Below are 16,994 nucleotides of genomic sequence, written 5' to 3'. Positions count from 1 at the left end.
CCCGCCCTACCCGAGCACGCCGGACAGGTACTGCCGCAGCCAGGCGTGCGCGGGATCGTCCTGATAGCGCTCGTGCCAGTACAGCGACACGGCGATGGGCGGCAGCGTCAACGGCACCTTCTGCGTGACGATGCGCGCACTGCCCGACATTGCCTTCGCAATGCTGACGGGCATGGTCGCGATCAGGTCCGAGCCTTCCACGATGAACGGGCACACCAGATAACTCGACAGTGTCGCAACGATCTTGCGGCTGCGGTTCTGCCCGATCAGGATGCGGTCGATTGCGGTACTGAAATAGCGCGTGTGCGCGGCCAGGTCCAAGTGCCCGTAGCTGAGGTAGGCATCCAGGTTCCAGCGCTTGCGCAGGCAGGGATGCCCTTCGCGGACGATGCACACCGCCGGCTCCTGGTAGAGAAAACGCGTGCGCAGATCGGGTGCCGGATCGGGGAAATAGCCCGCGATCAACTCCACATGGTTGGTGTCCAGCATGCTCAAGCCGTGCTGCGGCCGCGCGGGCACGATCAGCAGCTGGAAGTGCGGCGCATCCACGGCCAGCCTGGGTATCAGCTTGGGCAGCAAGGTGAACTGCACGTAATCGGTGGCATAGAACGACAGTGTGCGCGAAGAATGCGCCGGGTCGAACGCCTCGCGCTTGCGGGTGGCGCGGTGCCAGCCTTCGAGCAGCGGCTTGAAGTTCTGGTGCAGATCCAGAGCCCGCAGCGTGGGCTGCCAGGCTCCACCCTCGCGCACCAGCAGCGGATCCCCGAACAGCTGCCGCAGCCGGTTCAGCGCCGCGCTCATGGCCGGCTGGCTGATGTTCAGCTGTTCGGCCGCCCTGGACACGTTGCGGCAGGCCATCAGCGCATCGAAATGCAGAAGCAGATTCAAGTCCGGAGTCTTCACGGCCGCGCACCTATAAATGGCGTTTATACAAATATAAACCTGTAGGACTGCTGTCATCGCAGTCACAGGCCTAGCATGACCTGGTTGTTGCAGCGAACCAAGGGCGGACACGCATGATCCGGCCACAAGGAAGTTCTATCAACAAGGGGAAACCAAGCCATGAAAACAGGGCTTATACGCAGTTGCTGTCGCATTGCCGCGGGCGCCGCGATGTTCGCGGTTGCCGGCGCGGCCAGCGCCGCCTGGCCGGACAAGGTCATCCGCATCGTGGTGCCGTTCGCCGCCGGCGGATCCACGGATCTGGTTGCGCGCAAGGTGGCTGAAGGGCTGGGCCAGCGCCTGGGCGCCAACGTCATCGTCGAAAACCGCCCCGGCGCGGGCGGCACCGTGGGCACGGAGTATGTGGCCCGCCAGCCGGCGGACGGCTACACCATCCTGATGGGGTCCGTCAGCACGCATGGCAGCGCGCCCTGCGTGTATTCCAAGCTGCCCTACGACGCGGTCAAGGACTTCACGCCGCTGACCGTGGTGGCGACCATACCCAACGTGATGTCGGTGAACCAATCGGTGCCCGCCGCCAATCTGCAGGAGTTCGTGGCCCTGCTGAAGAAAGAGCCCGAGAAATACTCATTCGCGTCCAACGGCCAGGGCACGTCCAATCATCTGGCCGCCGAGCTCTTCAAGACCACCGCCGGCGTATCGATGGTGCATGTGCCGTACCGCGGTTCCGGCCCCGCGCTGATCGACCTCGTCGGGGGCCAGATCAACATGATGATGGATGTGGTGATGACGTCCTACCCCTACATCAAGGACGGCAAGATCAAGGCGCTGGCCGTCACGTCGCCGCAGCGGTCGGCCATGCTGCCCGACGTGCCCACGGTGGCCGAAGCGGGCTATCCGGGCTACGAGGCCATGGTGTGGTTCGGCATGCTGGCCCCCGCCGGCCTGCCCGAACAGGTCCGTGAAAAGCTGACGGACGGCCTGGTGCAGACCTTGCACGCGCCCGCCATGAAGACCTACCTGGAGCAGCAAGGCGCCCAGGTGTCGGATGTGGCGGGACCGGCCTTCGGCGCCATGATCAAGGACGAAATCAGCAAGTGGTGCCAGGTGGTGAAGAAGGCCGACATCCATCTGGACTGATCCTCTCGCCGCGAGGCGCGTCCTCGCGGCAATGCATGACCCTTATTTTCCGGGAAAGAACGATATGTATCGCATAGGGATAGACGTCGGAGGCACGTTTACCGATTTCACGATGATCGACGAGGGCGCGGGCGTGGTGCACTTTCACAAAGTGCCCTCCACGCCGCACGATCCCTCGGAGGCCATCGCCACGGGCATCGGCCAGATGCTCGCGGATCACGGCGTGTCGCCATCGCAGGTTTCGCACGTGGGGCATGGCACCACCGTGGCGACCAACCTCATCATCGAACGCAAGGGCGCGCGGGTCGGACTGATCACCACGCGCGGTTTTCGCGACGTGCTGGAGATCGGGCGCCAGACTCGGCCGCATCTTTATGACTACAGCGTGGGCAAGCCGCCCGTCGCCGTGCCGCGCGAGTTCCGCGCGGAAGTCGACGAGCGCGTGAATGCAGCCGGCGAGGTGCTGGTCGGGCTGGACGAGGCACAGGTGCGCGCGGCGGCGCGCCGGTTCGCGCAGGCAGGCATCGAGGCCGTGACCATCTGCTTCCTGCACTCCTATCGCAACCCGGCGCATGAGCGCCGCGCGGCGGAGATCGTGGCCGAAGAAATGCCTGGCGCCTATATCAGCCAGTCGTCCGAGGTGCTGCCCGAGTTCCGCGAGTATGAACGCCTGTCCACCACCGTGCTCAATGCCGCGGTCGGGCCGAAGATGGCGCGCTACCTGGAGCGCTTCCTGCAGCGCGTGCGCGAGCTGGACATCGTCCATGAACCGCACACCATCCACTCGAACGGCGGCCTGATGTCGATCGCCACGGTGCGCCAGTATCCGGTTCGAACCTGCCTGTCGGGCCCCGCGGCGGGCGTGGTCGGCGCGGCCGCCGTCGGACGCGCCATCGGCAGCCTGAACCTGGTGACGTTCGACGTGGGCGGCACCAGCACGGACGTGTCGCTGGTGTGCGAGGGGCGTCCGCTCTTTACCTCGCACCGTCACGTCGCCGGCTATCCCGTCAAGACGCCGATGGTCGACATCCATGTCATCGGCGCGGGCGGCGGCAGCATCGCGTGGCTGGATGACGCGGGCGCTCTCAAGGTGGGTCCGCACAGCGCCGGCGCGGTGCCCGGCCCGGTGGGTTACGGCCGGGGCGGCCAGGAGCCGACCATCACCGACGCCGAGATCGCGCTGCAGCGCCTGAATCCCGTGGCCCTGCTGAACGGCCGCATGCCGGTGCATGCGGACGCCGCGCGCCGGGTCATCGAGCAGCGCGTGGCGCAACCCCTGGGACTGGATATGGAAGCGGCGGCCGAGGGCATCCTGCGCATCGCCGCGGCGAACATGAGCCGCGCCATCCGCGCCGTGTCCACCGAACGCGGCTATGACCTGTCGCGCTTCGCGCTGTACGCGTATGGCGGAGCGGGGCCGTTGCATGCGGTGGAGGTGGCCGAGGAATGCGGCATCCCCGTAGTGATCGTTCCGCAGGAGCCGGGCACGATGTGCGCGCGCGGCATTCTGTTGAGCGATATCTCGTTCGACTTCGTGCAAAGCGAGATCTCGCTGGCCGGGGACGACACCTGGCCCGCGATTTCCGCCATCTTCGACGGCCTGCGCGCGCAGGCTGAAGCGTGGCTGGATGCGGAGCGCGTGGAGCCGGCGCTGCGCGTGTGCCGCAGCGCGATCGACGCGCGCTACGAAGGCCAGAACTTCGAGGTGCAGGTCAGCCTGGACGATACCGGCGCGGGGGCGCACGCGGAATTCGCGCGCCGCTTCGCGCAGGCCCATGAACGCGAGTACGGCTATACGGTGGACGATCGCAAGGTGCAGATCATCAACTGCCGGATGCAGGCGGTGGGCCAGGTGGTGAAGGCGCCATTGGCGCCGCGCCATATCGGCGGCGCGCTGGAAGACGCGAAGCTGGGCCAGCGCAGGACGTACTTCGGCCCCGCGCATGGCTGGCTGGAGACGCCCGTGTACGACCGTGACCGCGTGCCGACCGGCGCGCGCTTCACCGGTCCCGCGCTGCTCGAGGAAATGAGCTCCACCACGGTGGTGGGCGTCGGCCAGCAGGCCAGCGTCGACGAATACGGCAACCTGATCATCCGTTTGCAAGGAGGCTCGCATGACGAAGCCTGACAACGTTGAATCCCGCGATGCCGAGGCAACTCCGGCCCTGGCGGACCCGATCGGCATGGAGGTGTTCTGCAACCGCCTCCTGTCCATCACCGAGGACATGAACAACACGCTGGTGCGCGCCTCGTTCTCGACCAACATCAAGGAGCGCAAGGACTGCTCCGTGGCGCTGTTCGACGCCGCCGGGCGGCTGGTGGCCCAGGGCACGCAGATCCCGCTGCACCTGGGCTCGCTGGACGGCGCGATGGGCGCCATCCTGCGGACATTCGCGGTGGCCGACATCCGCGACGGCGACGTGTTCATCTGCAACGATCCCTACCTGGCGGATGGCAGCCACCTGCCCGACATCAATATCGTCACGCCGGTATTCTGGGACGGCGTGCTGCGCTTTTTCGCGGCCAATATCGCACACCATTCGGACGTGGGCGGCGCGGTCCCCGGGTCGATTGCCGGCGGCCTGAAATCCATTTTCGAAGAAGGCATCCGCATCCCGGCCTGCCGCATCGCGCGGCACGGCGAAACGGACGAGGACATGCTGCGCCTGATCTGCGCCAATACCCGCGATCCGGAAGAGCGCGTGCTGGACCTGCGCGTGCAGATGGCCACCAACCGCCGCGGCGCGGCCGCGGTCCAAGGCCTGATCCGCCAGATGGGGCTGGACGCGGTCCTGCGCTCGGTGGACGACGTGATCGCCTACACCCGGCGGCGTCTGCTGAACCGCATCGCCGAGCTTCGGGCCGGCAGCTACACCTTCCGCAGCGACCTGGACGATGACGGCATGGGCGGCGACCCGGTGCCCATCCAGGTGACCCTGACCGTTGGCCCCGGCAACCTGCATTTCGACTTCCAGGGCTCGGGCAAGCAGGCGCGTGGCGCCATGAACCTGCCGTTCAATGCGCTGCGCGCCTGCGTGTACTACGCCGTGAAGGCCCTGCTGGACCCGGACCTGGCGCCCAATGCCGGCCTGTTCGACCCCATCACGTTGTCGGCGCCCCTGGGCACCATCACCAATCCCGAACACCCGGCGGCGGTGGGTGCGCGTTCCATCACCGCGCAGAAGGTGGCGGGCGCGATCTTCGGCGCCTTCCGCGGCTTGCTGCCGCCGGAAAAGACCATGGCGTCCAGCAATGACTGCTGCCCCGCCATCGTGTTCTCGGGCCGCTGGCGCGAGCGCGCCGGGCACTTCGTCTATCTCGAAACACTGGGCGGCGGCGCGGGCGCGCGCTTTGACGCCGACGGCATGGACGCGGTGCATGTGCACATGACCAATACGTCCAACCTGCCGGTCGAGGCGCTGGAGAACGAGTATCCGCTGCTGATGGACGAGTACGCGATGATCCAGGACTCCGGCGGCGCGGGCCGCACGCGCGGCGGCATGGCGATCGCCAAGCAGATCCGCGCGGTGGGGCCGGGCATCGTGTTCTCCGCGCGCTCGGACAGCCACACAGTGGGTGTGGCGGCCGGCGTGGACGGCGGGGGCGACGGACGCCGCGCGCGGCTGATCCGGAATTTCGGCACGCCACAGGCCGAAGAGCTGTTCTCCAAGACCGCCAATATTGCCCTGGCGCCGGGCGAGAGCGTGCGCATCGAAACCCCGGGTGGCGGAGGCTACGGAGCGCCCGCGGAGCGACTGCGGGCGCGCATCGAGCAGGATCTGGCCGACGGCAAGATCAGCGCCGAAGCGGCGCGCGCGGACTATGGCGCGCAGGCGCCGGGCGTCACCCCACGTTGAGCGTTTCGAGCTGGGGCCGATCGTCGGCCGTATCATGGTCGACCGGATCACGGCCGGCGAGACGGACATGCCGATCGCGCCATTCCGGATTGAACGTTTTTTGGATGCCGCACCGGCATCCGGCCCATCCAAGGAGCAAGACCCATGACCGATATCGTGCGCAAGGAATCCAATCAGCGCCTCTCCCGCATCGTGATCCACGGCGACACGGTGTACGTGGCGGGCGTGACCTCGACGGCCCCCGGCGGCATCGCCGCGCAGACGCGCGACGTGCTGGCAAAGATCGACGGCTATCTGGCCCAGGCCGACACGGACAAGTCGCGGCTGCTGTCCGTGCAGATCTGGCTCAAGGACATCGACCGCGACTTCGCCGGCATGAACGGGGTGTGGGCCGAATGGGCGCTGCCCGACGCGATGCCCACCCGCGCCACCTGCGAGGCCAGGCTGGCCGCGCCCGAGCTGTTGGTGGAGATCATCGTGACGGCCGCGAAGCGGCCGGGGTATGTCAGCGGGCCGGTGTCTGAAAGCTGACCTGGCCGGGGCGTCCCGGCAGGTTCAGGGTGGCGGTGGCGGGCGGAGTGGTCGCCACCACCTGGCCGGCGCGCAGCACCATCAGGCGCGTGGCGCGCAGGCGTAGCGCTTCGACGGCGTCGCGCGCCTGGAGCAGCACCAGGTCGGCGCGCTTGCCCACGGCCAGCCCGGTTTCATCCAGTCCCAGGATCCTGGCGGGCGTGGTGGTGACGGCTTCGAAGCAGGCGCGCATGGCGTCCTGGCCGGTCATCTGGCCCACGTGCAAGCCCATGTGCGCCACTTCCAGCATGTCGCCGGAGCCCAGGCTGTACCACGGGTCCATCACGCAATCATGGCCGAAGGCCACGGGCACGCCGGCGGCCAGCAGCTCGGGCACGCGCGTCATGCCGCGGCGCTTGGGATAGGTGTCGTGGCGGCCCTGCAGCGTGATGTTGATCAGCGGGTTGGCGATCGCGGACACGCCGGCTTCGCGGATCAGCGGAATCAGCTTGGACACGTAGTAGTTGTCCATGGAGTGCATGGACGTCAGGTGCGAGCCCGTGACGCGGCCTTGCAAGCCCAGGCGCTGGGTCTGGCAGGCCAGCGTCTCGATGTGGCGCGACATGGGGTCGTCGCTTTCGTCGCAGTGCATGTCCACGCGCAGTCCGCGGTCGGCGGCCAGTTCGCACAGGATGCGCACGGATTCCGCGCCGTCCTGCATGGTGCGTTCAAAGTGCGGAATCCCGCCCACCACGTCCACGCCCATGTCCAGCGCGCGCTTCAGGTTGTCCAGGGCGCCGGGGGCGCGCAGCACGCCGTCCTGCGGGAAGGCCACCAGCTGCAGGTCCAGATAGGGTTTGACCTTCTCGCGCACGTGCAGCAGCGCTTCCGTGGCCAGGAGGCGCGGGTCGCATACGTCCACGTGCGAGCGGATGGCCAGGAGGCCGCGGGCCACGGCCCAGTCGCAGTAGGCCAGCGCGCGCTCCACCAGCGCTTCCTGCGTCAGCAGCGGCTTGAGCTCGCCCCACAGGGCGATGCCTTCGAGCAGCGTGCCAGACTGGTTCACGCGCGGCAGTCCGAAGGACAAGGTGGAGTCCATGTGGAAGTGCGCGTCGACGAAGGGCGACGACACGAGCTGTCCGGCCGCGTCGATGGTCTGCGTGGATTCGGCTTTCAGCGCCGGTTCCAGCGCGACGATGCGGCCGTTGGCCACGCCGATGTCGATGTCCTGGCGGCCGTCGGGCAGCGTGCAGTGCCTGAGAATCAGATCCAACATGGGAGTTCCTTGAAAAGTTTAGGGTTGCTGCATTCCACTATCGCGGCATGCAACCGGCGCGGCTTCATCGGGGTCGCGCGGAGCCGGCTTCGCCGGTCCGTCGCGATGCTCCCTTGAGGGGGAAGCGCGGAGCGCTTCGGGGGGTGGGCCATTCCCGGTTATCTCTCGCCCTTGCGGTAGGGCTTCATCAGGGCTTGCGGGTAGGCGGCGCGGCGCGCCATCACCACCAGGGCCAGGATGGACAGGACGTAGGGCAGCATCAGGTAGACCTGATAGGGTAGCTCGGGCAGGCCCGGCAGCGCCGCCCCGCCCTGCTGCAAGCGCAATTGCAGGGCATCGAAGAAGGCGAAGATCAGCGCGCCCAGCAGCGCCTTGCCAGGCCGCCACGACGCGAACACCACCAGCGCCACGCAGACCCAGCCGCGGCCGTTGACCATGTTGAAGAAGAATGCGTTGAATGCCGCCAGCGTCAGGAAGCTGCCGGCTACGCCCATCAGCGCCGACCCGGCCACGATGGCGCCGATGCGCAGGCGCGTCACCGACAGGCCCTGCCCTTCGGCGGCGGCGGGGTTCTCGCCCACCATCCGGATCGCCAGGCCGACCGGGCTGCGGTTCAGCACCCACGCAAGAATGGGCACGGCGGCCAGCGCCATCAGGGTCATGGGAGTCTGCCCCGCCAGCACCGGCCCGATGATCGGAATCCCGTCCAGGAACTTCATCTCGGCGAACGGCGTGATGGTGGGCGGCGTGTTCACGCTGGGAAACGTCACGCGATAGGCGAAGTAGCTCAGGCTGGTGGCCAGCAAGGTCACGCCCAGGCCCGAGACGTGCTGCGACAGGCCCAGCGGCACCGTCAGCACCGCGTGCAGCAGGCCGAACACGGCGCCGGCCAGCGCCGCCGCCAGCACGCCCACATACAGCGGCGCGCCCAGGTATACGACCAGCCAGCCGGTGAACGCGCCGGCCGCCATGATGCCTTCGATGCCCAGGTTCAACACCCCCGCGCGCTCGCACAGCAGCACGCCCAGGGTTCCCAGTATCAGCGGCGTGGCAAGGCGCAGCACGGCCACCCAGAAGGCCGAGGAACTCATCAGATCCATCCATTCCATGGCGTGCTCCTCAAGCCCGGTTGCGGCGCAGGCGGTACTGCGCAAATAGCGTCGCGACCAGCATGGCAAGCAACGAGGTGGCGACGATGACGTCGGCGATGTAGTTCGGTACGGCGATGGCGCGGCTCATGCTGTCCGCGCCCACCAGCATGCCGGCCACGAAGATGCTGGCCAGGACCACGCCCAGCGGGTGCAGGCCGGCCAGCATGGCGACCACCACCCCGGTGTAGCCGTAGCCCGGCGACATATCGAGCGTGACGTAGCCGGTACGGCCCGCCACTTCGATGGCGCCGGCAAGGCCGGCCAGCGCGCCGGACAGCATGGCGGTCCCCAGCATTACGCGGTTCACCGGCAGGCCCAGGAAGCGCGAGGCGTGCGCGTTGGCGCCGACGGCGCGCATCTGGAAGCCGAACACCGTGTAGCGGTTGAGCAGCCACAGGCCCAGCGCCAGGCCGGCGGCCCAGAGCAGGCCGGTGTGGGCGCGAGTGCGTTCTATCAGTTTGCCCAGTTCCAGATCGCCGTTGAGGGCGACGGACTGCGGCCAGCCCATGGCCATCGGATCCTTCATCGGTCCGTCCAGCATCATGGACACGAACAGCAGCACGATGAAGTTGCCCAGCAGCGTGGTCACCACCTCGTCCACGCCCAGGCGGGTCTTCAGGATGGCGGGAATCAGCAGCAACAGGGCGCCGGCCAGCGCGGCGGCCAGCATCATGCCGCCGAACAGCATGGGCAGCGGCAGGTCGAAACCCGTGCCGTCGTGCAGGCCGCCCACGGCCACGGCGGCCAGCGCGCCCAGGTAGAGCTGGCCTTCGGCGCCGATGTTGTAGAAGCGGGCGCGGAAGGCCACGGCACAGGCCAGGCCGGTCAGCATCAGGGGGGTGGCGCGGGTCAGCGTTTCGGACAGGGCGAAGCGCGAGCCGAACGCCCCTTCGAACAGCAGCGCGTAGGTGCGGCCCACGGGGGCGCCGGCCCAGGCGACCAGCAAGGTGCAGACCGCCAGGGTGAAGAGGATGGCCGCGATGGGCGCCAGAGCCAGCGCCATTCGGCTCGGCTCGGGGCGGCGTTCCAGGATCAGTTTCATGCGAGTGATGCTCAATAGTGGGGGTGGCAGCGGGAGACGGAGTGGTCCGTCACGCCCGCGTTCCCGTCATGGCCAGGCCGACAGTGGCGGGCGTCCATTCGGCTACCGGTTTGACTGCGACCAGCTTGCCGCCGCACAGGACGGCGATGCGGTCGGCCAGGGCGAAGATCTCTTCCAGGTCCTCGGACACCAGCAGCACGCCCGCGCCGCGCGCGCGGGCCGCCAGCAGCTGTTCGCGCACATAGGCCACCGCGCCGATGTCCAGGCCCCAGGTGGGCTGGTCGGCCACGATGAAGCGCGGCTCGCGCGCGAGCGTGCGGCCCAGGATCAGCTTCTGCATATTGCCGCCGGACAGGCTGCGCGTGCGCACGTCGAGCGACGCCGCGCGCACATCGAACTGCTTGGCCAGAGTGGCCGCGTACGCCTTGCCCGCAGCCGCCCGGATCAGGCCGTAGCGGGCGAAGCGCTTGTCCTTCAGGTCTTCGACGATGGCGTTTTCCCACAGGGGACTGTCGCCGATCACGCCTTCGCCGTGGCGGTCTTCCGGGATGCGGCCCACATGGGCCGCCGTCCAGCCGGCCGGCGTGGTGGGCGCGGCGGCGTGCTCGGCGCCCAGGCGGATCGTGCCGTCGGAGGGCTGGCGCAGGCCGGTCAGCACCGACACCAGCGCCTGCTGGCCGTTGCCGGCCACGCCCGCGATCGCCACGATTTCATGTTTGTGGACCACCAGGTCCAGGCTGTCCAGGCGCGGCGCGCCGTCGCGGCCATCGCGCACGGTGACCTGGGACAGGGTCACCACGGGGGCGGCCTGCTCGGCGGCCGCCACGGCCTTCGCGCGAGGCATGACGACCTTGCGGCCCACCATCAGCTCCGCCAGTTCGGCGGGGCTGGTGCCGGCGGTGTCGCGCTCGGCGACCAGCCTGCCCTGGCGCAGCACCGCCACGCGGCGCGACACGGCCATCACTTCGTCGAGCTTGTGCGAAATGAAGATCACGGCCAGGCCTTCGTCGACGAAGCCGCGCAGGGTGGCGAACAGATCCTGCACTTCCTGGGGCGTCAGCACGGCGGTGGGCTCGTCCAGGATCAGGATGCGGGCGCCGCGGTACAGCGCCTTCAGGATTTCGACGCGCTGCTTTTCACCAACCGAAAGCGTGCCCACGCGCGCGTCCGGATCCACGCCCAGGCCAAAGCGCTGGCCCAGCTCCACCAGGCGGCGGCGCGCCTGTCCGCGGCCCGACGCCAGCTTCCACAGCGATTCGGTGCCGACCATGATGTTGTCCAGCACGGTCAGGTTGTCGGCCAGCGTGAAGTGCTGATGCACCATGCCGACGCCCGCCGCCAGCGCGGCATCGGGCCGGCCGGCGGGCAGGGGCTTGCCGAAGACTTCGATACTGCCGGCGTCGGCCACATAGTGGCCGAACAGGATCGACACCAGGGTCGATTTGCCGGCGCCGTTCTCGCCCAGCAAGGCCAACACTTCGCCCTGATGGAGCGTAAGCGATACATCGTCGTTGGCCGTGAGGCTGCCGAAGCGTTTGGTGATCCCCGTCAGCTGCAGGGCGAGAGGCGCTTGGTTCATCGTGCCGAGGACTTGGGTTCTTTGTCGACGACCTTCACGGTGAAGCTGCCGTCCAGGATGGCCTTCTGTTTGGCTTGTACCTTGGCGATCAGATCGGCCGGGATCTTTTGCTCGAAGGTGCCCAGCGGCGCGAGCGACGAACCCTTGTGCTTCATCAGCGAGTACTGGCCGTAGTCGTCGGCCTTGAACGTGCCGGCCTTGACCTGCTTGAGCGCTTCGTCGATCGTGGGCTCCATGCTCCACAGGGCCGAGGCAACAACGGTCTCGGGGTATTGCGGCTGCGTGTCGATCACGTTGCCGATGGCCAGCTTGCCGCGTTCCTTGGCGGCATCCGACACGCCGAAGCGCTCGGCGTACAGCACGTCCGCGCCCTTGTCGATCATGGCGAAGGCGGCTTCCTTGGCCTTCGGGGGATCGAACCAGGAACCGATGAAGGTCACGGTGAACTCGGCCTTCGGGTTCACTTCCTTGGCGCCTTCGATGAAGGCCTGCATCAGGCGGTTCACTTCGGGGATGGGATAGCCGCCGACCAGGCCGATCTTGCCGGTCTTGCTCATGCCACCGGCAATCATGCCGGTCAGGTAGGCGGGTTCCTGGATGTAGTTGTCGAACACCGAGAAGTTCGGCTGCTGCGGCTTGCCCGAGGAACCCATCAGGAAGGCGGTCTGCGGATAGTCCTTGGCCACCTTGCGGGCGGCGGCTTCCACGGCGAAGGCCTCGCCCACCACCAGCTTGTTGCCCTGTTCGGCGTACTGGCGCATGACGCGCTCGTAGTCGGCGTTGGTGACGTTTTCCGAGAAGGTGTAGTCGATCTCGCCGCGATCGCGGGCGGCCGTCAGCGCCTTGTGGATGCGCGACACCCATTGCTGCTCGACCGGCACCGTGTAGATGGCGGCAACCTTGGTCTTGGCGGGGGCCTGGGCTTGCGCCGCGCCCGAGAACAGCAGCGCGCCGGCAGCCGCGGCGGCCAGCTTGAGCAGGCCGCGGCGGGCGATGCCGCCGACGGACGGGGTGGAAAGGGATTTCATGCAGGTGACTCCTACGCAGGGAGGGAAAGGTAATGGAGATGGCGGCGACGCGGGCGCCGTGCAGGCGGGCGTGGCGGATGCCGGACGCCAGGGGGCGCGATCGCCACACATGCCGCCGCCCGTTTCACGGTCGCGGCCGCCGGCAGGCATGCCGGGGCGAGCGTACGGAAACGAGGGCGTGGGATCGGTCATCGGATGGGAGCGCCAGGAGGCGCGCCCATCCGAATGGTCGGGTTCGCAGCCAGTCCTGGCGAAGCAAGTTGTATGCCATGGGGCATTCCTGCGACAAGTCGGGGAAACCTGATGGACGGGCAGGATTATAGGCACCCCGGCGGGGAATCGTGGCACCAGTATGGTGCGCGCCGTCCCAAGGGGTGGACAGTACGCGCATGGAACGGGCCTTTGCCGTGCGGCGGGCATGGGCAATGGGCCAAGCCGCGGGCCGCGCGCCTAAAATCACCGGCATGAGCCGCGCGGGGCGCGGCAAGCTGGAAAACCCATGCAAGATATTCAATTGCTGCTTGAACAGTATGGCGGGTGGCTGGTGTTCGCCAACGTCCTGATCGAGCAGGCCGGCCTGCCCGTGCCCGCCTATCCCATGATGATCGCGGCGGGCGCGCTGGGGGGCGCGGCGGGATGGCTGGTGCCCTTGCTGGCCGCCGTGGCGGCATGCCTGCTGGCCGACAGCCTTTGGTACGCCGCGGGGCGGCGCTACGGCTCGCGGCTGCTGGGCGTGGTCTGCAAACTCTCCTTGTCGCAGGACTCCTGCATCCGGCAAACGCAGCGGCTGTACCTGCGGATCGGGGTGCGCGCGCTGCTGGTGTGCAAGTTCCTGCCCGGCGCCGGCGCCCTCTCCACGGTCATGGCGGGTCTGACCGGCACGCCCTACCGGCGCTTCTTCCTCTATGACCTGGCCGGCGCCGTGATCTGGGTCGGTTCGGCCCTGCTGCTGGGCGGCCTGTTCCACAGCGTGGTCAACGACGTGCTGGAGATCCTGGGCACCTACGGCGCGATGGGCCTGGGCGTGCTGGCGGCGGTGCTGGCCCTCTACGTCGTGGCGCGTTTCCTGCGGCGCAGGATATTGCTGCGCAGCCTGCGCGTCATTCCCCGGCTGTCCGTGGACGAGCTGATGCAGTGGCGCCAGGACGGTCGCGACGCGCTGGTCTTCGACGTGCGGCCCGAAGCCATGCGCGATGCGGCGCGCATCCCCGGGGCCGTGGCCGTGGACCTGAAGGAGTCCTTGCCCGCGCTGGACGCCAGCGCGCTGGATTCCGACATCGTGGTGTATTGCGCCTGCCCGAACGAGGTGTCCGCCGCGCTGCTGGCCTCGCGGCTGCGCGCCGCCGGCTATCGCAAGACCTGGGCGCTGCGCGGAGGCTATGAGGCCTGGGCGGAGCACAAGCATCCGGGCTGATCCGGCGTCCGGCGCGTGGGCGCCCCGAGTGGCTGCGGGTGGGCCGCGCCCGGGACCAAGCGCATAATTCCCAATCAGCCCGCGCACGAGGCGGGCAGCCAACAGGAGACAGGCATGCGGTTGTTGTTCTTGGGAGCCGGCGGCACCGGCGGATATTTTGGCGGACGCGCGGCGCAGGCTGGCGCGGACGTGACGTTCCTGGTGCGCGAGCCGCGCGCCGCGCGGATCCGCGAGCAGGGCTTGCGCATCCAGAGCCCACTGGGCGACGCCACGCTGCACCCCAAGCTGGTCACGCAGCAGACCCTGCAAGGCAGCTACGACGTGGTGGTGCTGAGCTGCAAGGCCTATGACCTGGACAGCGCCATCGAGGCCATCCGCCCCGCGGTCGGTCCCGATACCGCGGTGCTGCCCATCATGAACGGCGTGTTGCAGTACGACGTGCTGGACCGGGAGTTCGAACCGCATCGCGTGCTGGGCGGCCTGTGCCAGATCAACGCGACGCTCGGCGCCGAAGGCGAGGTCATCCATCTGGGCAAGCACGCGAACATCGTCTTTGGCGAACGCGCCGGGCCCGCTCGCAGCCCGCGCTGCGTGGCGCTGGAACAGGCGCTGGCCGGCGGCGAGTACGTCAGCCGCCTGAGCGACAGCATCCACCAGGACATCTGGGAAAAGTACGTCATGCTGACCACGCTGGCCGCCGCCACCTGCATGATGCGCGGTTCCGTCGGCCAGATCGCGTCCACCGACGACGGCATCGACATCCTGCTCAGCCTGCTGCAGGAGTCGCAGGCCGTGGCCGCCGCATCCGGCCATGCCGTGCGCCCCGAGGCGGATGCCTTTGTGCAGAAATTGCTGAGCGACCGCAGCCAGCCCATGACGGCGTCCATGTTCCGCGACCTGCGCCAGGGGCTGCCGGTGGAAGCGGACCACATCGTGGGCGACATGGTCCGGCGCGCCCGCACGCTGGGCGTGGACGCGACCTACCTGCGCGTGGCCTACACGCACTTGCAGGTCTACCAGGCGCAGCGCGCCGCCGGCTGAGCGGCGGCTGGCGGCTCTGTTCAAGCGGGGCCGCCGGGCGCAAACTGGCATGGCGGGTCGCGGGCGGTTCCATGCGCCCGGCGGTCCGTTTCCTGGTCGGATTCCGGCGGATTGGTGCATGAAATGCAAAAAACTCTTCCGGTTTATTGGGTTTTTTGATCGGATTTGACCGAATAGTATGGCTTTGCCTGAACCGGGATACGCGGCGCCGCAAGACGTGCGGCGGTGGTTCCGGGTCATCCCCTCCAAGGAGCAAGACCATGAAAATCGCATTGATCGGAATTACCGGCCGCGTGGGTTCGCGCGTGGCGGACGAGTTGCTCAAGCGCGGCCACCAGGTGACGGGCATCGCCCGCAACCCGGCCGACGTGAATGCCCAGCCGGGCCTGACCGTCCAGCAGGGCGACGCCACCGACCCCGAAGGACTGACCCCGCTCCTGAACGGCCACGACGCCGTGATCAGCGCCACGCGCTTCGTGTCGACGGACGCCAAGCCGCTGTTGGCTGCCGTGAAGAACGCGGGAGTGCCCCGCCTGCTGGTGGTGGGCGGCGCGGGCAGCCTGCAGGTTGCGCCCGGCAAGATGCTGATCGATACCCCCGAATTCCCGGACGCGTACAAGCCCGAAGCCCGGGCCGGCGTCGTGTTCCTGGACACGCTGCGCCAGGAAAAGGTGCTGAACTGGACCTTTCTGTCGCCGTCCGCGATCTTCGAGCCGGGCGAGCGCACGGGCAACTTCCGCGTGGGCGATGATCATCTGCTGGCGGACGAGGAAGGAAAAAGCTGGATCTCGATGGAAGACTACGCGATTGCGCTGGTCGATGAGGTCGAGACGCCCAAGCATTCGCGCCGCCGCTATACCGTCGGGTATTGATATCGCGGACCTGGATACGCGGCACAGCCGCTAGTCGAGGACAGAGGGACCCGTCAAGGGTCCCTTTTCAATTGTGCAACAAGGCCGAAAACGGCTGCGTTTATTTGTAAACTGGCAGACCGCCAGCCGGCGTTACCCAGAGTTGTCCCGTATGCGTATGAAGTGGAAATCGTTGGCCGCCTGTGTGCTGGTCGCTTCCAGTTGCCTGGCGGCTGCGCCGGCGCTTGCGGCCGCGCCCCAGTCGAACAAGGAAATCGTCCTGGCGTTTTTCCGCATGATGTTCCAGGACCGCGATATCGACGAGGCGGTGCGCCTGTACGTCAGTCCGAACTACACGCAGCACAATCCGTACATGCGCGACGGCGTCGGACCGATGGTGGATTTCTTCCCGCCCTACTTCGAGCAGCACCCGCAGGCCATCGTTGAAATCAAGCGCGTGATTGCCGAAGGCGACCTGGTGGTGATCCACAACCAATGGCGTGATTCGCCGGAAGATCGCGGCCAGGCCGTGGTCGACATCTTCCGCGTGGAAAACGGCAAGATCGTCGAACACTGGGACGTGAGCCAGGAAATCCCCGAGAATCCCGCCAACAAGAACAGCATGTTCTAGATTGTCCATGATCGAACCCGTCGACCTGCCCCGCGCCTACCTGCTCCTGAACCACGGCCCCACCGTGCTGGTCACCAGCGCCCATGGCGATGCGCGCAATGTGATGGCGGCCGCCTGGGCCATGCCGCTGGACTTCAGCCCGCCCAAGATGCTGGTGGTGGTGGACAAGAACACCTATACGCGGCAGCTGATCGAAGCGTCCGGCGAATTCGCGCTGTGCATTCCGTCGCGCGCGCAGGCGCGCGCCACGCTGCTGGTGGGCTCACAATCCGGGCGCGACGAAGACAAGTTCCAGGCCAGCGGCCTGCAGACGTTTCCGGCCAGCAAGATCGGCGCGCCGCTGATCAGCGACTGCCTGGGATGGCTGGAATGCAAGGTCGTGCCCGAGCCGCACAACCAGCAGGCCTATGATCTGTTCATCGGCGAAGTCGTGGCCGCGTGGGCGGCGCCGGAAGTTTTCTCCGGGAACCGCTGGCACTTCCCCGACGATGATCGCCGCTCTGTCCATTACCTGGCCGGCGGATCCTTTTTCGCCACCGGCGAAGCCTTCAACGTTTCCGATCCGGAGTAA

General features: G+C 67.7%; 15 protein-coding genes. 9 read left to right on the top strand and 6 right to left on the bottom strand.

Annotated features, from left to right (window positions below):
• Positions 1–6: 6 nt before the first annotated feature.
• Entirely contained in the window at positions 7–903 is an 897-nt protein-coding gene (locus HLG70_RS21520; RefSeq protein WP_234103159.1) for a LysR family transcriptional regulator, read from the bottom strand.
• A 159-nt stretch (positions 904–1,062) separates the two neighbouring features.
• Here HLG70_RS21520 and HLG70_RS21515 point away from each other — a divergent pair, with 159 nt between their 5' ends.
• From HLG70_RS21515 to HLG70_RS21500, 4 genes are all read left to right on the top strand, one after another.
• On the top strand, positions 1,063–2,043 hold the full coding sequence (locus HLG70_RS21515; RefSeq protein WP_171666093.1) for a Bug family tripartite tricarboxylate transporter substrate binding protein: 981 nt from the start codon (positions 1,063–1,065) through the stop codon (positions 2,041–2,043).
• A 64-nt stretch (positions 2,044–2,107) separates the two neighbouring features.
• Positions 2,108–4,171: a hydantoinase/oxoprolinase family protein gene (locus HLG70_RS21510; RefSeq protein WP_171666095.1), complete on the top strand. Its 2,064-nt coding sequence runs from the start codon at positions 2,108–2,110 to the stop codon at positions 4,169–4,171.
• The gene (locus HLG70_RS21505) at positions 4,158–5,900 is read left to right on the top strand and encodes a hydantoinase B/oxoprolinase family protein (protein WP_171666097.1); all 1,743 of its coding nucleotides are present in this window, start codon (positions 4,158–4,160) and stop codon (positions 5,898–5,900) included. The genes HLG70_RS21510 and HLG70_RS21505 overlap by 14 nt, the downstream gene beginning before the upstream one ends.
• A gap of 144 nt (positions 5,901–6,044) precedes the next feature.
• Positions 6,045–6,431: a RidA family protein gene (locus HLG70_RS21500; RefSeq protein WP_171666099.1), complete on the top strand. Its 387-nt coding sequence runs from the start codon at positions 6,045–6,047 to the stop codon at positions 6,429–6,431.
• Here HLG70_RS21500 and HLG70_RS21495 read toward each other — a convergent pair.
• The 5 genes from HLG70_RS21495 to HLG70_RS21475 all read right to left on the bottom strand — a co-directional run bounded on the left by HLG70_RS21495 (position 6,406) and on the right by HLG70_RS21475 (position 12,486).
• On the bottom strand, positions 6,406–7,686 hold the full coding sequence (locus HLG70_RS21495; protein ID WP_171666101.1) for an amidohydrolase family protein: 1,281 nt from the start codon (positions 7,684–7,686) through the stop codon (positions 6,406–6,408). The two genes, HLG70_RS21500 and HLG70_RS21495, sit on opposite strands and share 26 nt — an antisense overlap.
• Positions 7,687–7,844: 158 nt before the next feature.
• The gene (locus HLG70_RS21490) at positions 7,845–8,795 is read right to left on the bottom strand and encodes an ABC transporter permease (RefSeq protein WP_171666103.1); all 951 of its coding nucleotides are present in this window, start codon (positions 8,793–8,795) and stop codon (positions 7,845–7,847) included.
• A 10-nt stretch (positions 8,796–8,805) separates the two neighbouring features.
• Entirely contained in the window at positions 8,806–9,879 is a 1,074-nt protein-coding gene (locus tag HLG70_RS21485; RefSeq protein ID WP_171666105.1) for an ABC transporter permease, read from the bottom strand.
• Positions 9,880–9,928: 49 nt separating this feature from the next.
• Positions 9,929–11,458, bottom strand: a complete 1,530-nt coding sequence (locus tag HLG70_RS21480; protein ID WP_171666107.1) for an ABC transporter ATP-binding protein — start codon at positions 11,456–11,458, stop codon at positions 9,929–9,931.
• A complete protein-coding gene (locus HLG70_RS21475; RefSeq protein ID WP_171666109.1) occupies positions 11,455–12,486 on the bottom strand; it encodes a BMP family protein in 1,032 nt (343 codons plus the stop codon). Before HLG70_RS21475 ends, HLG70_RS21480 begins: the two co-directional genes overlap by 4 nt.
• A 499-nt stretch (positions 12,487–12,985) precedes the next feature.
• On the opposite strand from HLG70_RS21475, the gene HLG70_RS21470 reads away from it, so the two are divergent.
• The 5 genes from HLG70_RS21470 to HLG70_RS21450 all read left to right on the top strand — a co-directional run bounded on the left by HLG70_RS21470 (position 12,986) and on the right by HLG70_RS21450 (position 16,994).
• Positions 12,986–13,900, top strand: coding sequence for a DedA family protein/thiosulfate sulfurtransferase GlpE (locus HLG70_RS21470; protein WP_171666112.1), 915 nt, complete (start codon positions 12,986–12,988; stop codon positions 13,898–13,900).
• A gap of 114 nt (positions 13,901–14,014) precedes the next feature.
• Positions 14,015–14,941, top strand: a complete 927-nt coding sequence (gene panE / locus HLG70_RS21465) for a 2-dehydropantoate 2-reductase (protein ID WP_171666113.1) — start codon at positions 14,015–14,017, stop codon at positions 14,939–14,941.
• 260 nt (positions 14,942–15,201) lie between these two features.
• The gene (locus HLG70_RS21460; protein WP_171666115.1) at positions 15,202–15,813 is read left to right on the top strand and encodes an NAD(P)-dependent oxidoreductase; all 612 of its coding nucleotides are present in this window, start codon (positions 15,202–15,204) and stop codon (positions 15,811–15,813) included.
• 151 nt (positions 15,814–15,964) lie between these two features.
• Positions 15,965–16,423: a nuclear transport factor 2 family protein gene (locus HLG70_RS21455; RefSeq protein ID WP_171666116.1), complete on the top strand. Its 459-nt coding sequence runs from the start codon at positions 15,965–15,967 to the stop codon at positions 16,421–16,423.
• A gap of 1 nt (position 16,424) precedes the next feature.
• The gene (locus HLG70_RS21450; protein WP_171666118.1) at positions 16,425–16,994 is read left to right on the top strand and encodes a flavin reductase family protein; all 570 of its coding nucleotides are present in this window, start codon (positions 16,425–16,427) and stop codon (positions 16,992–16,994) included.

The organism is Achromobacter deleyi, assembly GCF_013116765.2.
GTDB lineage: Bacteria > Pseudomonadota > Gammaproteobacteria > Burkholderiales > Burkholderiaceae_B > Achromobacter > Achromobacter deleyi_A.
Note: the sequence above shows the minus strand (reverse complement) of the source record. Positions and strands in the feature narration are given on the sequence as shown.